Source organism: Acetivibrio saccincola (genome assembly GCF_002844395.1).
In the GTDB taxonomy this organism is placed as follows: Bacteria; Bacillota; Clostridia; order Acetivibrionales; family Acetivibrionaceae; genus Herbivorax; species Herbivorax saccincola.
In genome coordinates this window covers 2,375,576-2,391,272 of the sequence record NZ_CP025197.1, presented here as the reverse complement: position 1 = coordinate 2,391,272, position 15,697 = coordinate 2,375,576, and the positions used below count along the sequence as shown (strand labels likewise).

General features: G+C 34.3%; 12 protein-coding genes. 11 read left to right on the top strand and 1 reads right to left on the bottom strand.

Features of this window, described 5'->3' with window-relative positions; genetic code table 11:
- The first annotated feature begins 142 nt into the window (after positions 1-142).
- A complete protein-coding gene (locus tag HVS_RS10755) occupies positions 143-901 on the top strand; it encodes a 4'-phosphopantetheinyl transferase family protein (protein WP_101302207.1) in 759 nt (252 codons plus the stop codon).
- Here the strand turns inward: HVS_RS10755 and ylbJ are convergent.
- Positions 824-2,077: a sporulation integral membrane protein YlbJ gene (gene ylbJ, locus HVS_RS10750; RefSeq protein ID WP_101302205.1), complete on the bottom strand. Its 1,254-nt coding sequence runs from the start codon at positions 2,075-2,077 to the stop codon at positions 824-826. The two genes, HVS_RS10755 and ylbJ, sit on opposite strands and share 78 nt — an antisense overlap.
- 331 nt (positions 2,078-2,408) lie before the next feature.
- Between ylbJ and HVS_RS10745 the strand changes: the two genes are divergently transcribed.
- From HVS_RS10745 to HVS_RS10700, 10 genes are all read left to right on the top strand, one after another.
- The gene (locus HVS_RS10745; RefSeq protein ID WP_101302202.1) at positions 2,409-3,584 is read left to right on the top strand and encodes a sensor histidine kinase; all 1,176 of its coding nucleotides are present in this window, start codon (positions 2,409-2,411) and stop codon (positions 3,582-3,584) included.
- A 4-nt stretch (positions 3,585-3,588) separates the two neighbouring features.
- Complete coding sequence (locus tag HVS_RS10740) at positions 3,589-4,260, top strand: response regulator (protein ID WP_101304240.1); 672 nt, start codon at positions 3,589-3,591, stop codon at positions 4,258-4,260.
- A gap of 271 nt (positions 4,261-4,531) precedes the next feature.
- A complete protein-coding gene (locus HVS_RS10735; RefSeq protein WP_101302199.1) occupies positions 4,532-6,289 on the top strand; it encodes a phospho-sugar mutase in 1,758 nt (585 codons plus the stop codon).
- Positions 6,290-6,325: 36 nt separating this feature from the next.
- Positions 6,326-9,841 carry a DNA polymerase III subunit alpha gene (locus HVS_RS10730; protein WP_101302197.1) on the top strand — a complete coding sequence of 1,172 codons (3,516 nt, stop codon included), beginning with the start codon at positions 6,326-6,328 and terminating at the stop codon, positions 9,839-9,841.
- Between the two features lie 80 nt (positions 9,842-9,921).
- A complete protein-coding gene (mtrB, locus tag HVS_RS10725) occupies positions 9,922-10,155 on the top strand; it encodes a trp RNA-binding attenuation protein MtrB (protein ID WP_101302194.1) in 234 nt (77 codons plus the stop codon).
- A gap of 20 nt (positions 10,156-10,175) precedes the next feature.
- A complete protein-coding gene (locus tag HVS_RS10720) occupies positions 10,176-10,373 on the top strand; it encodes a hypothetical protein (protein ID WP_101302191.1) in 198 nt (65 codons plus the stop codon).
- Positions 10,374-10,454: 81 nt separating this feature from the next.
- Positions 10,455-11,435 carry a 6-phosphofructokinase gene (gene pfkA / locus HVS_RS10715; protein WP_101302188.1) on the top strand — a complete coding sequence of 327 codons (981 nt, stop codon included), beginning with the start codon at positions 10,455-10,457 and terminating at the stop codon, positions 11,433-11,435.
- 66 nt (positions 11,436-11,501) lie between these two features.
- The gene (locus HVS_RS10710; protein WP_101302186.1) at positions 11,502-11,918 is read left to right on the top strand and encodes an acyl-CoA thioesterase; all 417 of its coding nucleotides are present in this window, start codon (positions 11,502-11,504) and stop codon (positions 11,916-11,918) included.
- 210 nt (positions 11,919-12,128) lie between these two features.
- The gene (locus HVS_RS10705) at positions 12,129-14,723 is read left to right on the top strand and encodes a VWA domain-containing protein (RefSeq protein WP_101302184.1); all 2,595 of its coding nucleotides are present in this window, start codon (positions 12,129-12,131) and stop codon (positions 14,721-14,723) included.
- A 43-nt stretch (positions 14,724-14,766) separates the two neighbouring features.
- Positions 14,767-15,513, top strand: coding sequence for a copper amine oxidase N-terminal domain-containing protein (locus HVS_RS10700; RefSeq protein ID WP_101302182.1), 747 nt, complete (start codon positions 14,767-14,769; stop codon positions 15,511-15,513).
- Positions 15,514-15,697: the final 184 nt, after the last annotated feature.

Below are 15,697 nucleotides of genomic sequence, written 5' to 3'. Positions count from 1 at the left end.
ATTGTTTTTAAATTTTCATATGTAAAGATTCACATGTACAGATTTTAGCTGCTATATGGTATAATTCTATAGAAAAAATAAGATATTGCTTTTTAAAAATTAAACTTCTGTTTTTTTAAAACTATTTTTTTGAGGTGAAAGAATGCTTGAAGTTTATGCCGTGGAATTAAAAAATGAAGTGGATAAAAATTTATATGAAAAGGCTTTATGCTATATTCCTGAAAAAAAAGAAAAGAAAATAAAGAGATTTTTAAGATATGAAGACTCATTAAAAACCCTGATTGGGGAAGTGTTGATAAGAAAAATAATTATGACAAAGCTTAAATTAGCAAATGATGAAATAATTTTAAAAACCAACGAATTTGGTAAGCCCTACCTTGAGAATTATGATGAGTTTCATTTTAATATATCCCATTCAGGAAAATGGGTTGTATGTGCTGTAAGTGACAAACCTGTAGGAATTGATGTGGAGAAAATAAAGGATATAAATATTAAAATTGCAGACAGGTTTTTTTCAAAGGAAGAGGCGGAAGATTTATACAAAAAAGAAGAGAGTGAAAGGCTTAAATATTTTTTTGATCTCTGGACTTTGAAGGAAAGCTATATAAAGGCAGACGGAAGGGGATTAAACATCCCCCTTGATTCATTTTCCTTTAAAATAAAAGATGAAGAGATAATTTTTGAGACTCAAAATAATTTGAAAAACTGTTTTTTTAAAAGATATAAAATTGACCACCACTATAGATTGTCTATATGTTCTTTAACACCTAAATTTCCTAAAACCATTCAAATGGATGAAGGGGAATATTTACTGTCTGAATTTTTAAGCCTTTGTGAAGATTTTTCTAAAAAGGGTGAAAAACAAAACTATAAAAGCTATCAACGAAATAATGGAAATTGATGCTAAAACATTAAAGAGAGAGATAATAAAGTGCTGATGCCAGGAAAGGGTGCTGCCCGGGTATAAAAAATTAAATACAGGAACGGCGGAAGAAGAAAGACTTATAAATTTTGCCCCAAAGAAAGTATAAATGGCAGCAAAAACTCCTTGAAGAAGTTTTCCAAAGAGGTACGGCTTTAAGCTGATACCTGCTTTACTTATCATGCTGTAAACCTGGAAATGAATAGAAATACCTGCCCAGCCCATAATGAAACTTACACAGATTAATTTCTGGATAAAAGGGCTGCCGGCTTTACTTGCTAAATGCGCCCCGGTTGTAATTTCAAAAAAACCGCTTAAAAGGGCTGTTATTATTTCCTTATTTATACCTGTTGAATACAAAATGGAAAATATAATATTTGATAAATAAGAAATAAAACCCGTTTCAATTAAAATATTTATAAAAACTGAAAAAAAAGTAATAAATCCTCCCACAGTTAAGATAGTCTTAAGTGAGTTTTGGATTGAATCCCCTAAAATTTTAGGAAGGCTTAGGTTGCTTCCGTTTAAAGAATTATTTAATTCTATTTTAAATCTTTGAATTAAATTTTTATTATTTTTATCCCTGTACTTTATCCTTTTGCACTCTAAATCTTTACCATAAAATCTAAACAATATTCCCACAGTAAGGCTTGCTAAAATGTGGCATACAAGAAGGAGGGAGCCAAGACTTTGCATTTTAAACATTCCTACAGCCACAGCACCTGTAATAAAAAGAGGACCTAAATTATTTGTAAATGCCAGAAGTCTTTCAGATTCAACTTTAGTTAAAAGTCTTTCATTCCTTAAACCTGCAGTAAGTTTGGCACCAACAGGAGCGCCGCAGCTAAGTCCCATGGCAAGGGTAAAAGATGCGCATCCGGGGATATTAAAAAGAGGGCGCATTATAGGTTCTAAAAGAATACCTAAACATTTTACAAAACCTGTCTTACTCAAAATATCCGATGCAACTAAAAAGGGAAAAAGGGATGGAAATACAGTTTTAAGCCAAAGGTTCAAACCTTCGCCCGCTGACTCTACAGCTGTATTTGGAAAAACAATAAGAAGAAGTATAAATAAAATACATGCTGCCGGGAGAAAAAAAGATTTAATATATATTATATATGAATTTTTCTTAATAAAAGATAATAAATTCATGAAACACCTGAATTTTAAAATAATCCCTGTATAAGTTTATTTTATTTATTGCAAAATATGCCATATGGTAAGCTTTAAATTTTAAATTAAAATTTATATTTAAAAATAAGGTAAGATTTTAGTGCAAAGAAATGAAGGATTTTTAAAAAATATATAGAAGTATTAATATAAGTAATGCATAAATAATGCCAAAATCCAATGTTTTTCACTCAAAGATTAGTTAATTTTTTGAAGTCTTTATTTAAGCCAATAACCTAACAGCTGATTCTCTAAATTTTAAAATTTTCTAACAAATGTATATTATTACAACAATACATAGCGGGGTATTGAAGTGTCCAATTTTAAATCAGATATTGCAAATTTAGACAGGATAATTAAAAAAACCGTCAGAGCTATAAACAAAAGCAAATCCCAGATATATGATATTGCAGAAGGGGCACGGAAAGAGTGCGGGCGCTTAGAAAATGAGCTTGACGAATTGAAAAAACTTGTATCAGAAACCATGTCAAAAGTAAGCTTTTTAGAAGGTGAATTGCGGGAAAGCAAAAAAAAATTAATGTTTTTAAGCAAAAATCACGATAAATATCCAAAGGAAGAAATCAAAAAGGCATATGAGAAAGCTGATGATTTGAGAGTACAGCTTATTATATTAAAAGAAACCGAGCGCCACTACATTAACAGGAGAAACGAGCTGGAAATAAGACTTAAAGATGCTTACAGGACAGTGAAAAAAGCAGATGGTCTTATTTCTAATATAAGTGTTTCTTTAGAGTGCCTTACAGGGGATTTGCAGAATGTAAGTGTAAAGCTTGAGGATATACGCCAAAGACAGCTGATGGCACTTAAAATAGTAAAGGCCCAGGAAGAAGAAAGACAAAGGATTGCCAGGGACATTCATGACGGGCCGGCACAGCTCATGTCAAACGTGGTTATGAAAGCAGAAATTTGTGAACGCCTGGTGGAAACAGATCCGGTTAAGGCAAAGGACGAAATAAGAGGGCTAAAGTCTGTGGTGAGAAATTCACTTCAAGATATAAGAAGGATAATATATGATTTAAGACCAATGTCATTGGACGATTTAGGTCTTATACCAACACTGCAAAGACATATAGCGGCATATCAGGAAGAATCAAATACCGTTGTGATGTTTAATACCAAAGGTGTCTGTAAAGATTTAAAGCCTGTAATTTCTCTGACGATATTCAGGATTGTCCAGGAGGCAATAAACAATATAAAAAAGCATTCTGATGCTAAAAATGTAGAAATAGATTTGGAATTTTCCGAAAAAGAACTGATGCTTAATATCTCTGATGACGGAAAAGGTTTTGACATATCTTTGATAGATATGAAAAACCATAATATAAATGGCGGCTTTGGTCTTTTAAGTATGAGAGAAAGAGTGGAATTATTGGGAGGGATGTTTGAAATTTCTTCTGGCATCGGAAAGGGAACTGTCCTTAAAATTACTGTACCTTTAATTTCAAAAGAGGAGGTCTCAAATGAATAAAACATTGGAGAAAATACATGTTGCCATAGCAGATGATCATGCCATGGTGAGGGAAGGGCTAAAACAAATATTAGAGCTGGAAGATGATATTGAAGTTATAGCACAGGCATCAAATGGAGAAGAAGCATTGGACATTGCAAGGGAAAAACAGCCAGATGTTATATTAATGGATATTAACATGCCGGGGATGAATGGGTTGCAGGCAATAAAGGAGATAAAAAATGAAAAGGTGCCGTCAAAAATTATTGTTTTAACTATACATGAGGACAGGGAGTATTTGTTTAAAACCCTGCATATGGGTGCAGAGGGGTATGTTTTAAAAGATGCGGATCCTAATATTTTAATAGAGGCTATCCGGAGTGTAAATTCGGGAGAGGCTTATATACAAGGGAATATGACAAAAGAACTGATTAAAGAGTTTAAGAGGATTACTTCAAATACCAAAGAGAAAAGTGAAGACAGCAACTTAACTTCAAGGGAAAAAGAAGTTTTGGCGCTGATAGCAGAAGGACTGATTAACAGGGAAATTGCAAAAAGACTTTATATCAGTGAAAAAACCGTTAAAAACCATGTTTCAAATATATTTAAAAAGCTTAATGTGACAGACAGGACACAGGCTGCAATATATGCTTATAAAAATAACATTACAAGCCAGACAACCCAGGATCACCTTTAGTATTAAAATAAATTTTGTGTAAAACTTCACTATGAAAAATTAAATTTTTTAAAAAAGACCAATATACACCCTTTAAAATCAGGCCATATTGGTCTTTTTTTTGTAAAATATACAGAAACGGTATAGGACAGCCTACTTTAAAATAATGTACGCAACATTATTGTAATATGAATAAAATATGGTATACTAATTATTACTGACAAAAATTCTGATAAAAAAAATTTAAATATGAATATAATATTATTGGTGTGATAGATAGGAGAGATATAGTATGAGAGATAGTGCAAAAATAAATGAAATTTACAAATTCTGGATTGAAAGTGACTACTTTGACCAGGAGACAAAAGAAGAATTACTTGCTATTAAAGACAATCCGGAAGAAATTGAAGAAAGATTTTATAAAGATTTGGAGTTTGGAACCGGCGGACTTAGGGGAATTATAGGTGCTGGAACTAACAGGATTAATATATACACCATAAGAAAGGCTTCCCAAGGTCTGGCAAATTATGCAAAGGATCTTGGAGGAGAAGACAAGGGAATTGTAATTGCATATGACTCCCGCTACAAATCATCAGAATTTGCCATGGAGGCAGCTAAAGTTTTTGCCGGAAACGGCATTAAAGTATATCTTTTTGATGAGTTAAGACCAACACCTGAACTCTCTTTTGCAGTGAGGTACTTAAAGGCTGCCGGCGGGATTGTGATAACTGCCAGCCACAACCCAAAGGAGTATAATGGTTATAAAGTGTATAGTGAAGATGGCGGACAGCTGGCAGTGGAAGGTGCCAACAAAGTTTTTTCTTATATTGAAGAAATTAAAGACATTACAAAAGTAAATATTATGGATGAAAAAGAAGCAATTAAAGAAGGCTTAATTAAAATCATTGGAAAAGAAGTGGATGATGCATATATAAACAGCCTTAAAACCCTTTGCGTTAATGCACAATTGGCAAAGGAAACAGGAAAAGACTTTAAGATAATTTATACTCCTTTGCATGGAGCAGGAAATAAACTTGTAAGAAGAGTTTTAGATGAAATAGGATTTAAGAAAGTGCTGATTGTAAAAGAACAGGAACTTCCTGATCCTCAGTTTTCTACAGTTAAGTATCCAAATCCGGAAGAAATAGACGCTTTTGAGCTGGCTATTGAAATGGCAAAAAAAGAAAATGTAGATATGATTTTTGGAACAGACCCTGATGCTGACAGGGTGGGTGTAATAGTGAGAAACAAAGACGGGGAGTATGTACCCCTTACAGGCAATCAGGTGGGGTGTTTGATGCTTGAATACATACTTTCTCAGAAAAAAGAAAAGGGCGAGCTTCCTGAAAATGCATTTGTGGTTAAAACCATTGTTACCACAGAGCTTGCAAAAGAAATAGCAAAGCATTATGGAGTGGAATTGATAGAAGTTTTAACTGGATTTAAATTTATTGGTGAAAAGATTAAACAGTTAGATGAATATGGTGATAAAAAGTTCATATTTGGCTTTGAAGAAAGCTATGGATATTTAGCAGGTACTTTTGTAAGGGATAAAGATGCGGTTTTAGCATCCATGCTCATTGCTGAAATGGCAGCTTACTATAAATCCAGGGATATGTCATTATATGAAGGACTTTTAGAAGTTTTAGACAAGTATGGTTATACCCTTGAAGGAATTAAATATTTTACCTTGAAAGGTAAAGAAGGGTTGGAGAGAATTAATTCTGCAATGCAGAAATTAAGAGAAGAAAAGGTTACAGAGTTTGGAAAGTACAAAGCTTTAGCTGTAAGAGATTATGAAGTTGGGGAGAGAGTTGAAGTTGAAAGTGGGGTAAGTGAAAAAATCCTACTTCCCCAGTCAAATGTATTGTACTATGAAATGGAAGATAACGCATGGTTCTGCATAAGACCATCGGGTACCGAACCTAAAATAAAAGTATACTTTGGGGTAACAGGAAGCAGTATGGATGAATCTAAAGAAAAGCTGGAAGATTTACAGAATGATGTGCTTTCCGTTATTGAAAAGATGCTTTTTGTTCCCTGTTGTTAATAAAAAGTGCTTTTAGATTAGAAGGAATGATTATCTGTGGGAAAATTTGTGCATTTGCATACGCATACTGAATACAGCCTTCTTGACGGGGCAAATAGAATAAAAGACCTTATACTCCGTACAAAAGAACTTGGTATGGACAGCATTGCAATTACAGACCATGGCGTAATGTACGGAGTTGTAGACTTTTATAAAGAGGCCGTCAAAAACGGTGTAAAGCCTGTTTTAGGCTGCGAAGTTTATACAGCAAGGAGGTCCAGGTTTGACAAAGAAGCAGGTTTAGACTCAGAGCCGGGGCATATGATTCTTCTTGCTAAAAATAATTCAGGATATAAAAATTTAATGAAAATTGTGTCTATAGGGTTTATTGAAGGTTTTTATTACAAGCCCAGAATTGATATGGAAGTTTTAGAAAAGTACGGGGAAGGTCTTATAGCATTAAGCGGGTGTCTTTCAGGGGACATACCCAGGGCACTTTTAAACAATAATTATGAAAGGGCAAAAGAAATTGCCCTAAAGTATAAAAGTATATTTGGAGAGGACAGTTTTTATCTAGAGATTCAAAGTAACGGTATAGAAGAGCAAAGAATTGTAAACTCACAGCTTGTAAAACTAAGCAGGGATACCGGTATTCCCCTAATTGCTACAAATGACGTGCATTATTTAAGAAGGCAGGATGCAAAGGCACATGAAATACTTTTATGTATACAGACGGGAAAGAGTATAAATGATGAAGACCGTATGAGATTTTCCACAGATGATTTTTATCTAAAGTCTCCTGAAGAAATGGCGGAGGAATTTAAAAACATTCCCGAGGCAATTTCAAATACAGTGAAAGTTGCAGATATGTGTAATGTGGAACTGGAATTTGGGAAATTACACCTTCCACATTTTCAGGTTCCGGAAGAACAGGATTCTTTTGAGTACCTGAGAAACCTTTGTTATGACGGTTTAAAGAAATTATATAAAGATGAATGGAATAAAGAAGAAATTATAAAAAGGCTTGAATATGAACTGTCTGTAATAAAACAGATGGGATATGTGGATTATTTCCTTATTGTGGGAGATTTTATAAAATACGCAAAGGACAACAATATAATGGTAGGACCGGGAAGGGGTTCTGCAGCAGGAAGCCTTGTTTCCTACTCTTTAGGCATAACAACCATTGACCCTTTAAAATACAATCTTATTTTTGAAAGGTTTTTAAATCCGGAAAGAATAAGTATGCCGGATATTGACATCGATTTTTGTTATGAGAGAAGGCAGGAAGTTATAGACTATGTTGTAAAAAAGTATGGGGAAGACCGGGTTGCCCAGATAATTACATTTGGAACTATGGCAGCCAGGGCTGTAATAAGAGACGTGGGAAGGGCTTTGGACATTCCATATGGTGATGTGGATAAAATTGCAAAAATGATACCTTTCCAAATAGGAATGAGTATAGAAAAGGCTTTAGAATTAAACCCTGAGCTTAAGAACCACTATAATAATGATGAAAGAACCAAGGAATTAATTGACACTGCAAAACTTTTAGAAGGTATGCCGAGGCATGCCTCTACTCATGCTGCAGGTGTTGTCATATCAAAGGAACCTATCACAGAGTATGTACCCCTTCAAAAAAATGATGAGTGTATCACTACTCAATTCAGCATGGGTCTTTTAGAGGAATTGGGGCTTTTAAAAATGGATTTTTTAGGTCTCAGGACTCTTACGGTAATAAGGGATGCAGTGAACTTAATATATGAAAATTATAATAAAAAAATAGATATAGATAATTTGGACATGAATGATCCCAATGTATATAAACTAATTGGGGAAGGAAGGACATCGGGGGTTTTCCAGCTTGAGAGTTCCGGAATGATCCAGTTTATGAAAGAGCTTAAACCAGCCTCCCTAGAGGATGTTATAGCAGGTATATCCCTTTACAGGCCGGGGCCTATGGATCAAATTCCAAGATATATAAGGAACAAGAATAATCCCGGGGAAATAAAGTACCACCACCCCCTTTTGGAGAATATACTCAATGTTACTTACGGATGCATGGTTTATCAGGAGCAGGTTATGCAAATAGTGCGGGATTTAGCCGGATACTCCATGGGAAGGTCAGACTTGGTGCGTCGTGCAATGGCCAAGAAAAAGGCTGATATAATGGAACAGGAGAGAAAGAATTTTATATACGGGATAAAAGATGAGGACGGGAATGTAATAGTAAAAGGTGCAGTTGCAAACGGGGTTGATGAAGATACCGCCAATAAAATATTTGATGAAATGATGGATTTTGCAAGTTATGCCTTTAATAAATCCCATGCTGCAGCCTATGCAGTCATTGCATATCAGACAGCATGGCTAAAGTGCTATTATCCTGTTGAATTTATGGCTGCACTTTTAAACAGCTTTTTAGGAAGCAGTGATAAAATAGCCCAATATGTCCATGAATGTAAAAATTTAAAAATAGATATTTTACCCCCTGATATTAATGAGAGTAATTTAAAATTTACCGTTGTAAACGGAAAAATCAGATTTGGTCTTACAGCAGTTAAGAATGTAGGGGAAAACCCTGCAAAGGCTATAATTGAAGAGAGAAAAAGAGGGGGAAATTTTAAAAGCCTTATAGATTTTTTAGAAAGAATTGATGGAAAAGACGTAAATAAGAGATGTATAGAGAGTTTAATTAAAAGCGGGGCTTTTGACTGTACTAAAGTCTACAGATCAAAACTTTTGGCTGTTTATGAAAAAACAATGGACGGGATAGCACAAAGAAAGAGAAAAAATATAGAAGGACAGCTTTCCCTCTTTGATTTTTCAAAAGAAAATCCGGATAAAAATAATATTTTAGAGGGCACATTAAAAGATAAAGATATATATCCTGATATAGAGGAGTTTTCAACAAAGGATTTACTTTCCATGGAAAAGGAGATGTTAGGGCTCTATATTTCAGGTCATCCTTTAAAGGATTTTGAAAAGGAAATAAAAGAAAGGGTTACTCTTTTTAGCTCAGATCTTATTGTTAATACTGAAGAGAGTAATGCCGATATACCTTTGAGGGATTGCAAAAAAATAACCGATGGAAAAAATGTATATGTAGGAGGAATAATTACATCAAAGGTTACCAAAACCACTAAAAACGGCAATTTAATGGCCTTTATTACATTGGAAGATTTATTTGGCACCATGGAAATAATTGTTTTCCCAACAACCTTAGAAAGATACATGGGTTTAATAGATGAGGAAAATATTGTCCTTATAAAAGGACGGATAAGCATGAAGGAAGAAGAACAACCTAAGATAATATGTGAAGAAGTAAGTACATTGAGAAAAAAGAAAGTAAAAAAACTGTATTTAAGGATAAAGAATGGCATAGATGATGAGATTATTAACTCTACTTTGAGTTTATTAAAATTTTTCAGTGGCAAGGTTCCGGTGATTTTATACAATGAAGATGAGAAAAAAACAAAAGTTTTAGAAAGAGATTGCTGGATAAATTTAAGCGACACAGTTATATCTGAGCTAAAAGAAAGACTTGGGGATGAAAATGTTAAGCTGGTAAATTGACAGATGTAAAAAACTTTACTTAAAAATTAATATTGATTTTTAATTCAAATTAATATATAGTTATGACGAGGTGGTTCTATTTGGATAGGGAATTAGATAAAATATTAGGAGATTATGTTGTGATAAAAGCTGAAGAAGACGGAGTCAGCATTATCGGTCTTACAAGAGGCAAGGATACAAAGTTTCACCATACAGAAAAGTTGGATAAGGGTGAGTTGCTTATAGCCCAGTTTACCGAGAATACTTCTGCGATAAAAATAAGAGGAAAAGCTAAAGTATTATGTCGGCATGGAGAAATTAGTTCCGGTGAATAATGAAAAAGGGGCGTGTTTATATGTGGACAGTGGTATATATGGCTCAAAGTAAGGAAGTAGCTGATAATATGCAGGACTTGTTGTCAAAGGAAGGTATTTTGGTGAAATTGAGACCTATAAACAAAAACCGTGAGACCAGTGATGACTACTATGAGGTGCTAGTGCCTGAATCGGAGGTAGAAGAGGCACATAGCGTGATTATTGAAAAGGGATATTAAAATTTTATAAATATTTCTTTGCTGTACCCCGTGTTATTAAATTTTATTAACACGGGTTAAATATTTTATGGAGGTGCCGTTATGAGTCAGGTAAGGAAAATAGGAGTACTAACCAGTGGCGGGGACGCACCTGGTATGAATGCAGCAATAAGGTCTGTTGTAAGGGCCGGGCTTTATTACGGTTTCAGGGTTTATGGTATAAGAAAAGGATATGAAGGGCTTATTAACGGTGATGTTGAAGAGTTAAATGCCAGGTCAGTGGGAGACATACTGCATAAAGGTGGTACCATTTTACAAACTGCCAGATCCCCCCGGTTTACAACTGAAGAGGGACAAAAAAAAGCTGTTTCCATGGCCAATGTTTTTGATTTAGACGCCGTTGTTGTGATTGGAGGAGACGGCTCCCATAGGGGTGCGAGGGATCTAAGCAGGCATGGTGTAAATGTAATAGGTATTCCGGGGACAATTGACAATGATATTGGTTCAACGGATTATACCATTGGGTTTGATACTGCCTTAAACACTGTACAGGATGCATTGGACAAGATTCGTGATACTGCATATTCCCATGAAAGATGCAGTATTTTGGAGGTTATGGGAAGGCATGCAGGATATATTGCACTAAATGTTGGAATATCCGGCGGGGCAGAAGCTGTTATTTTGCCGGAAATAGCAGGTTCCCTTGATATTGATAAAGATGTAATAAAACCTATAATTGAAGCCAGGAACAGAGGCAAAAAGCACTATATAGTTATTGTGGCTGAAGGGGCTGAAGGAAAGGCCATTGAAATAGAAAGGGCAGTAACGGAAAAAACAGGATTAGAAGCCAGGGCAACAATATTAGGACATATTCAAAGAGGAGGAAGCCCTACGGTACACGACAGAGTAACTGCCAGCGTTATGGGTGTAAAAGCAGTGGAGGTTTTAATGAATGGCGGGAAAAACAGAGTAATAGCCATAAAGAATGGAAAACTAGTGGATATTGATATAGACGAAGCTTTAGAGATGAAAAAATCCTTAGATGAGGAAATGATTAAAATATGCAAAATCTTATCTTTATAACAAGGATTTACAATATAGTTGATTTTTTACATCATAGTAAATTTTACATTTACAGGACGGTGAAATTTGTTGATTACTGAAACTAATTTAATTGTTAGGTATGCAGAGACAGACCAGATGGGAATAGTGCATCATTCCAACTATCCCATTTGGTTTGAGGCAGCCAGGACAGATTACATAAAAAAAATGGGTCTTCCCTATTCCAAAATAGAGGAAAGGGGATTTTTGCTTCCTTTAATTGAGCTGAATTGTAAGTACAAAAGTGCTGCTAAATATGAAGATGAAATAGTGGTAAAAACCCAATTAAAAAAAATTACATATACAAGAGTTACCTTTTATTATGAAGTGATAAGAAAAAGAGACGGGGAATTGTTGACTACCGGTGAAACCATGCATGTATGGACTGACAAAAATTTAAAACCGGTAAATATAAAAAAGCATGCTTTAGACATATATGAACTCTTGAGCAAAAACAATCAGTGATTGCTTAAAAAAGATGGTTTTGGCACAATATGGATTGACATATTGGTGTTTCTTGACTTTTACATAGAAAATCATGTATAATAATTATATAAGTATACTCCTTGGGACTTCGACACACGATGACTTTTTCTATGTACTATAACGATGCCGTAAGCAATGTTGATTTTCTACAAACCAATCTATTTATATGAAGCTTGAGGAGGTAATTTTATGCGTAAAAAAATATATTTTTGCATTGCAATACAGTTTGTATTATACATTATTCTACAGTCATTTCTGGGGGTTTCTTTGTTCTATGGAGGAAAAGTTTATGCAGCACCGGGAGATCCGGGAATTGAGCTTGTAAAAAATGGGAATTTTGATTTTTATTTTAACCATTGGCGCTTTAAATATAACAGTGTATTAGGTGCAAAAGCATATAATATAATTAGCCCTAAAAACTTTACCAGATCGGCAGTTACAGGTATTTATAATACCGGGCATACAGATTGGGCAATTCAATTTTTTCAGAATGATATTCCTTTAAAAAAATCTTATAAATATGTTCTTACTTTTGATGCTTTTTCTACAATTCCAAGAAAAATAGCAGTTGAATTAAAAAACCCTGTAACCGGTGAAAAATATTTTAGTAAAATTGAAAGTCTTGGTACTAAAAACAAAAAGTATAGAATGGAATTCATAATGGCAAGTACTGATAATCCTGAGGCACAACTGGTATTTAATATGGGAAGTATAGAAGACCAAATAATAAATGAATTTCATGAAGTTACAATTACCCAAATTAGTTTAAAAGAAGAGGAGATGAAAAAGAAAGAAGATATGGATACAGAAGTCCAGTCTAGCCTGGCTTTGTCCCGGACTGTAAAAGAAGAGGTGGAATTTGGGGATACAGAAAACATGAAAATTGCTCAGGAAGGTAGTTTTTTGATACCATTATCCACCAAGACAGAAAATTCAAAAGAAATTGTACTGGCATTGGATAATTCCGGAGCTTTTAACTCATATTATGAAGAAATTAATTCACCTTTTAACTATGGTATTTATGCAAGTGAAAAGCTTAATTTTCAAGGGCTTTTTGCATATGTAAATGGAAATACTTATTCTAAGGATTTTGTTGACCTGACAAATGAAATTACCATTACCGGTACTTGTGCTTCTTTTACTCACTATATAGAAGGAGAATATGATATAAATGAAATAAAAACCATTTCAGAACCTGTTGAAATGCCGCATTTTTTTGGAAGTTTAGTTGAGGAAGCATTAGAAAACGCCCAGGTATTTGATCCTGAGGATTTTCCGGATGATGCAGCTGTGCCGATGCCAGGGCAGCCAGAGGTACATATAAGGTATGAGCCGTCACAAAATAATTTTAGAATAGTGGCAAATAATAAGGCTACGTTTTATATAGATTCCTCAATGTACTTTAAAGCTAATCTTATAATTTCTTTAGATGAGGTTGTTATAAAAAATATCAGTGGTAGTTTCTTAGTTGCTGACGGTGACATTTCCATACAAGGTAATAATCTTTTACCTGCAGGGCCTGATGAGAGGGTATTTGTGTATTCCATAGGAGGAAATATAAGGTTTCAAACATCTTTTTCAACATTATATGGCATTGCATATGCACCCGGAATTGCAGAAAACCCTAATAGTGGAAATGTTATTCTCCAGGGAATTAATAATGATATATATGGTAGTTTGGCAGCTAAAAACATTAGTTTTGAAGGACAAAATACCCAATTTAATTATGGCCTTGAAGGGATAGCTGAAATTATAGAAAGGCATTTTCAAAGTCCTAATAATGCCAATTTAATTAAAAAAGCAGCCAAAGAACTTGTAGACAAGTTTACAGGTACAAAAACAAAGATGGGAATTATTCAGTATACCGGTTCTGCCAATGATAACGATTTTAAACTGTATGATTTAAGTGAAGAATCCAATGCCATGCTTTTAAAAGATAAAATTGACGGATTTGATTTGGGGGCATCAGGAGAAAGCAATATGGGCGATGCTTTAAGAAGGGCCAACTATATGCTGGCTGGTTCAGGAAGTGGAGAAAATAGTTCAAAACAAATAATAGTACTTACAGGTTCAGCACCAAATAAGTGGACCAGCAGTAATGGGGAAAAAACAATACCTAAGCTTGATGACGGACCTGCAGTCCACCTGGCAGGAGACGGGACTTCGGACAGTGACGGAAGTTCGTTGGAATATGCAAAGACTGTTGGAGAAATTGTGAATGAAAATGATATAGAAGCTGTTTTTGTAAACTTTTCACAAGACAGAATTGAAGAAAAAATAGAAAAAATTGCTGTATCAAGTGGGGCAAAAAAGGTATTAAATACAGACAAGCATTTTTATACTGCTGACTCAATAACTGAATTAGGAGACATTTTTGATATAGTATCGTCTTACTTTTCAGAGAATGCAGCAACAGCATTGATATTGGCAGATATTGAATATGAAGCTCTTTTACCTGAAGGAGTTTTTGTAGTGGAAGTACCTGAGAATATGGAAGTTTCCACTGTAAATGTAGACGGGGTTCAAAGAAGCAAAGTAAAAGGAATAATCAAAGATGTTAATCTATCATCTACTGATGGAATAGAGTATAAAATTCCGGAACACTCATTTGATATAAAAGTAAGATTTTTAAAACCTGGTGAAGTTGTATTTTCCGGAGAAGATGAATTGATAAGGTACATATTTAAGTTAGAAGGCGCCGGTGGGGAAGATATGACCAAAACCATTGAAGAGAATTTTGGCGGACTGACTGTATATGTAAAAATGACTATAGATATAAGCTGATTTACATAAAAACAGTAAAAACAAAATAAAGTGAGGGTGGATTATGAAAAAAACGGTAGCAATAGCAACAATAATTGCAGTAGTATTTTTAATTGGTGTAGTAAAGCCGGATACATATGCAAAAAGTGAAATAGGAGTGTATTTAAATCAGGAAGTTCTTGAATTTGATGTAGCCCCCTATATAAAAAACGGAAGGACAATGGTGCCTTTCAGGGTGATATTTGAGGCCATGGAACTGGAAGTCAGCTGGAATGCTGCAACTAAAACAGTTTATGCAAAAAATGACACAACAGAAATTATTTTAGGGATTGGGCAGGATTATTCCTATGTAAACGGGTTTAAAAGAAAATTAGATGTACCTGCTGAGATTATTAATGGAAGAACCTTTGTACCATTGAGATTTGTTGCGGAAAATTCCGGGGCAGAAGTTAAATGGGATGGCGAAACAAGAACAGTTTATATTACTAATGTGTTTAAAAGATACAACTTAGGAGACATGGTGCATTTTGAAGATTTGGAGTTTTCTTTAGAAAGTGTGGATACATCCAAAGAAGGAGGGATCATAACCGTCAGAGGAAAAAGTAACCAGCCTAAAAGAATGATGATAATTGAGGCTTATGACAAGTCAAAAAGAATAGCCAGCGGTATTACCAGTGAGATAAAGGAGGGGGATGCGGGGGAATTTAAAGCAGTTATATATACATCACAGGATTTTAAGCCGGAGTTAATTGTTGTGAAGACATTAAATAAGGACAGGAATGTTGTAAGAATTGCCAAATACAATTTATAACTTATGGTATTACAATTAATAAATTACAACAAATTACAACCAATAAAGCATAATCAATAAAATATAACCGGCAGAACACAATCTATATACTTTAATCTGTAAACTTATATATATAAACTATATATACAAACCATATATAAACTACAATATATAAACAATTAAAAGAATAAATAATGTTTTAAAA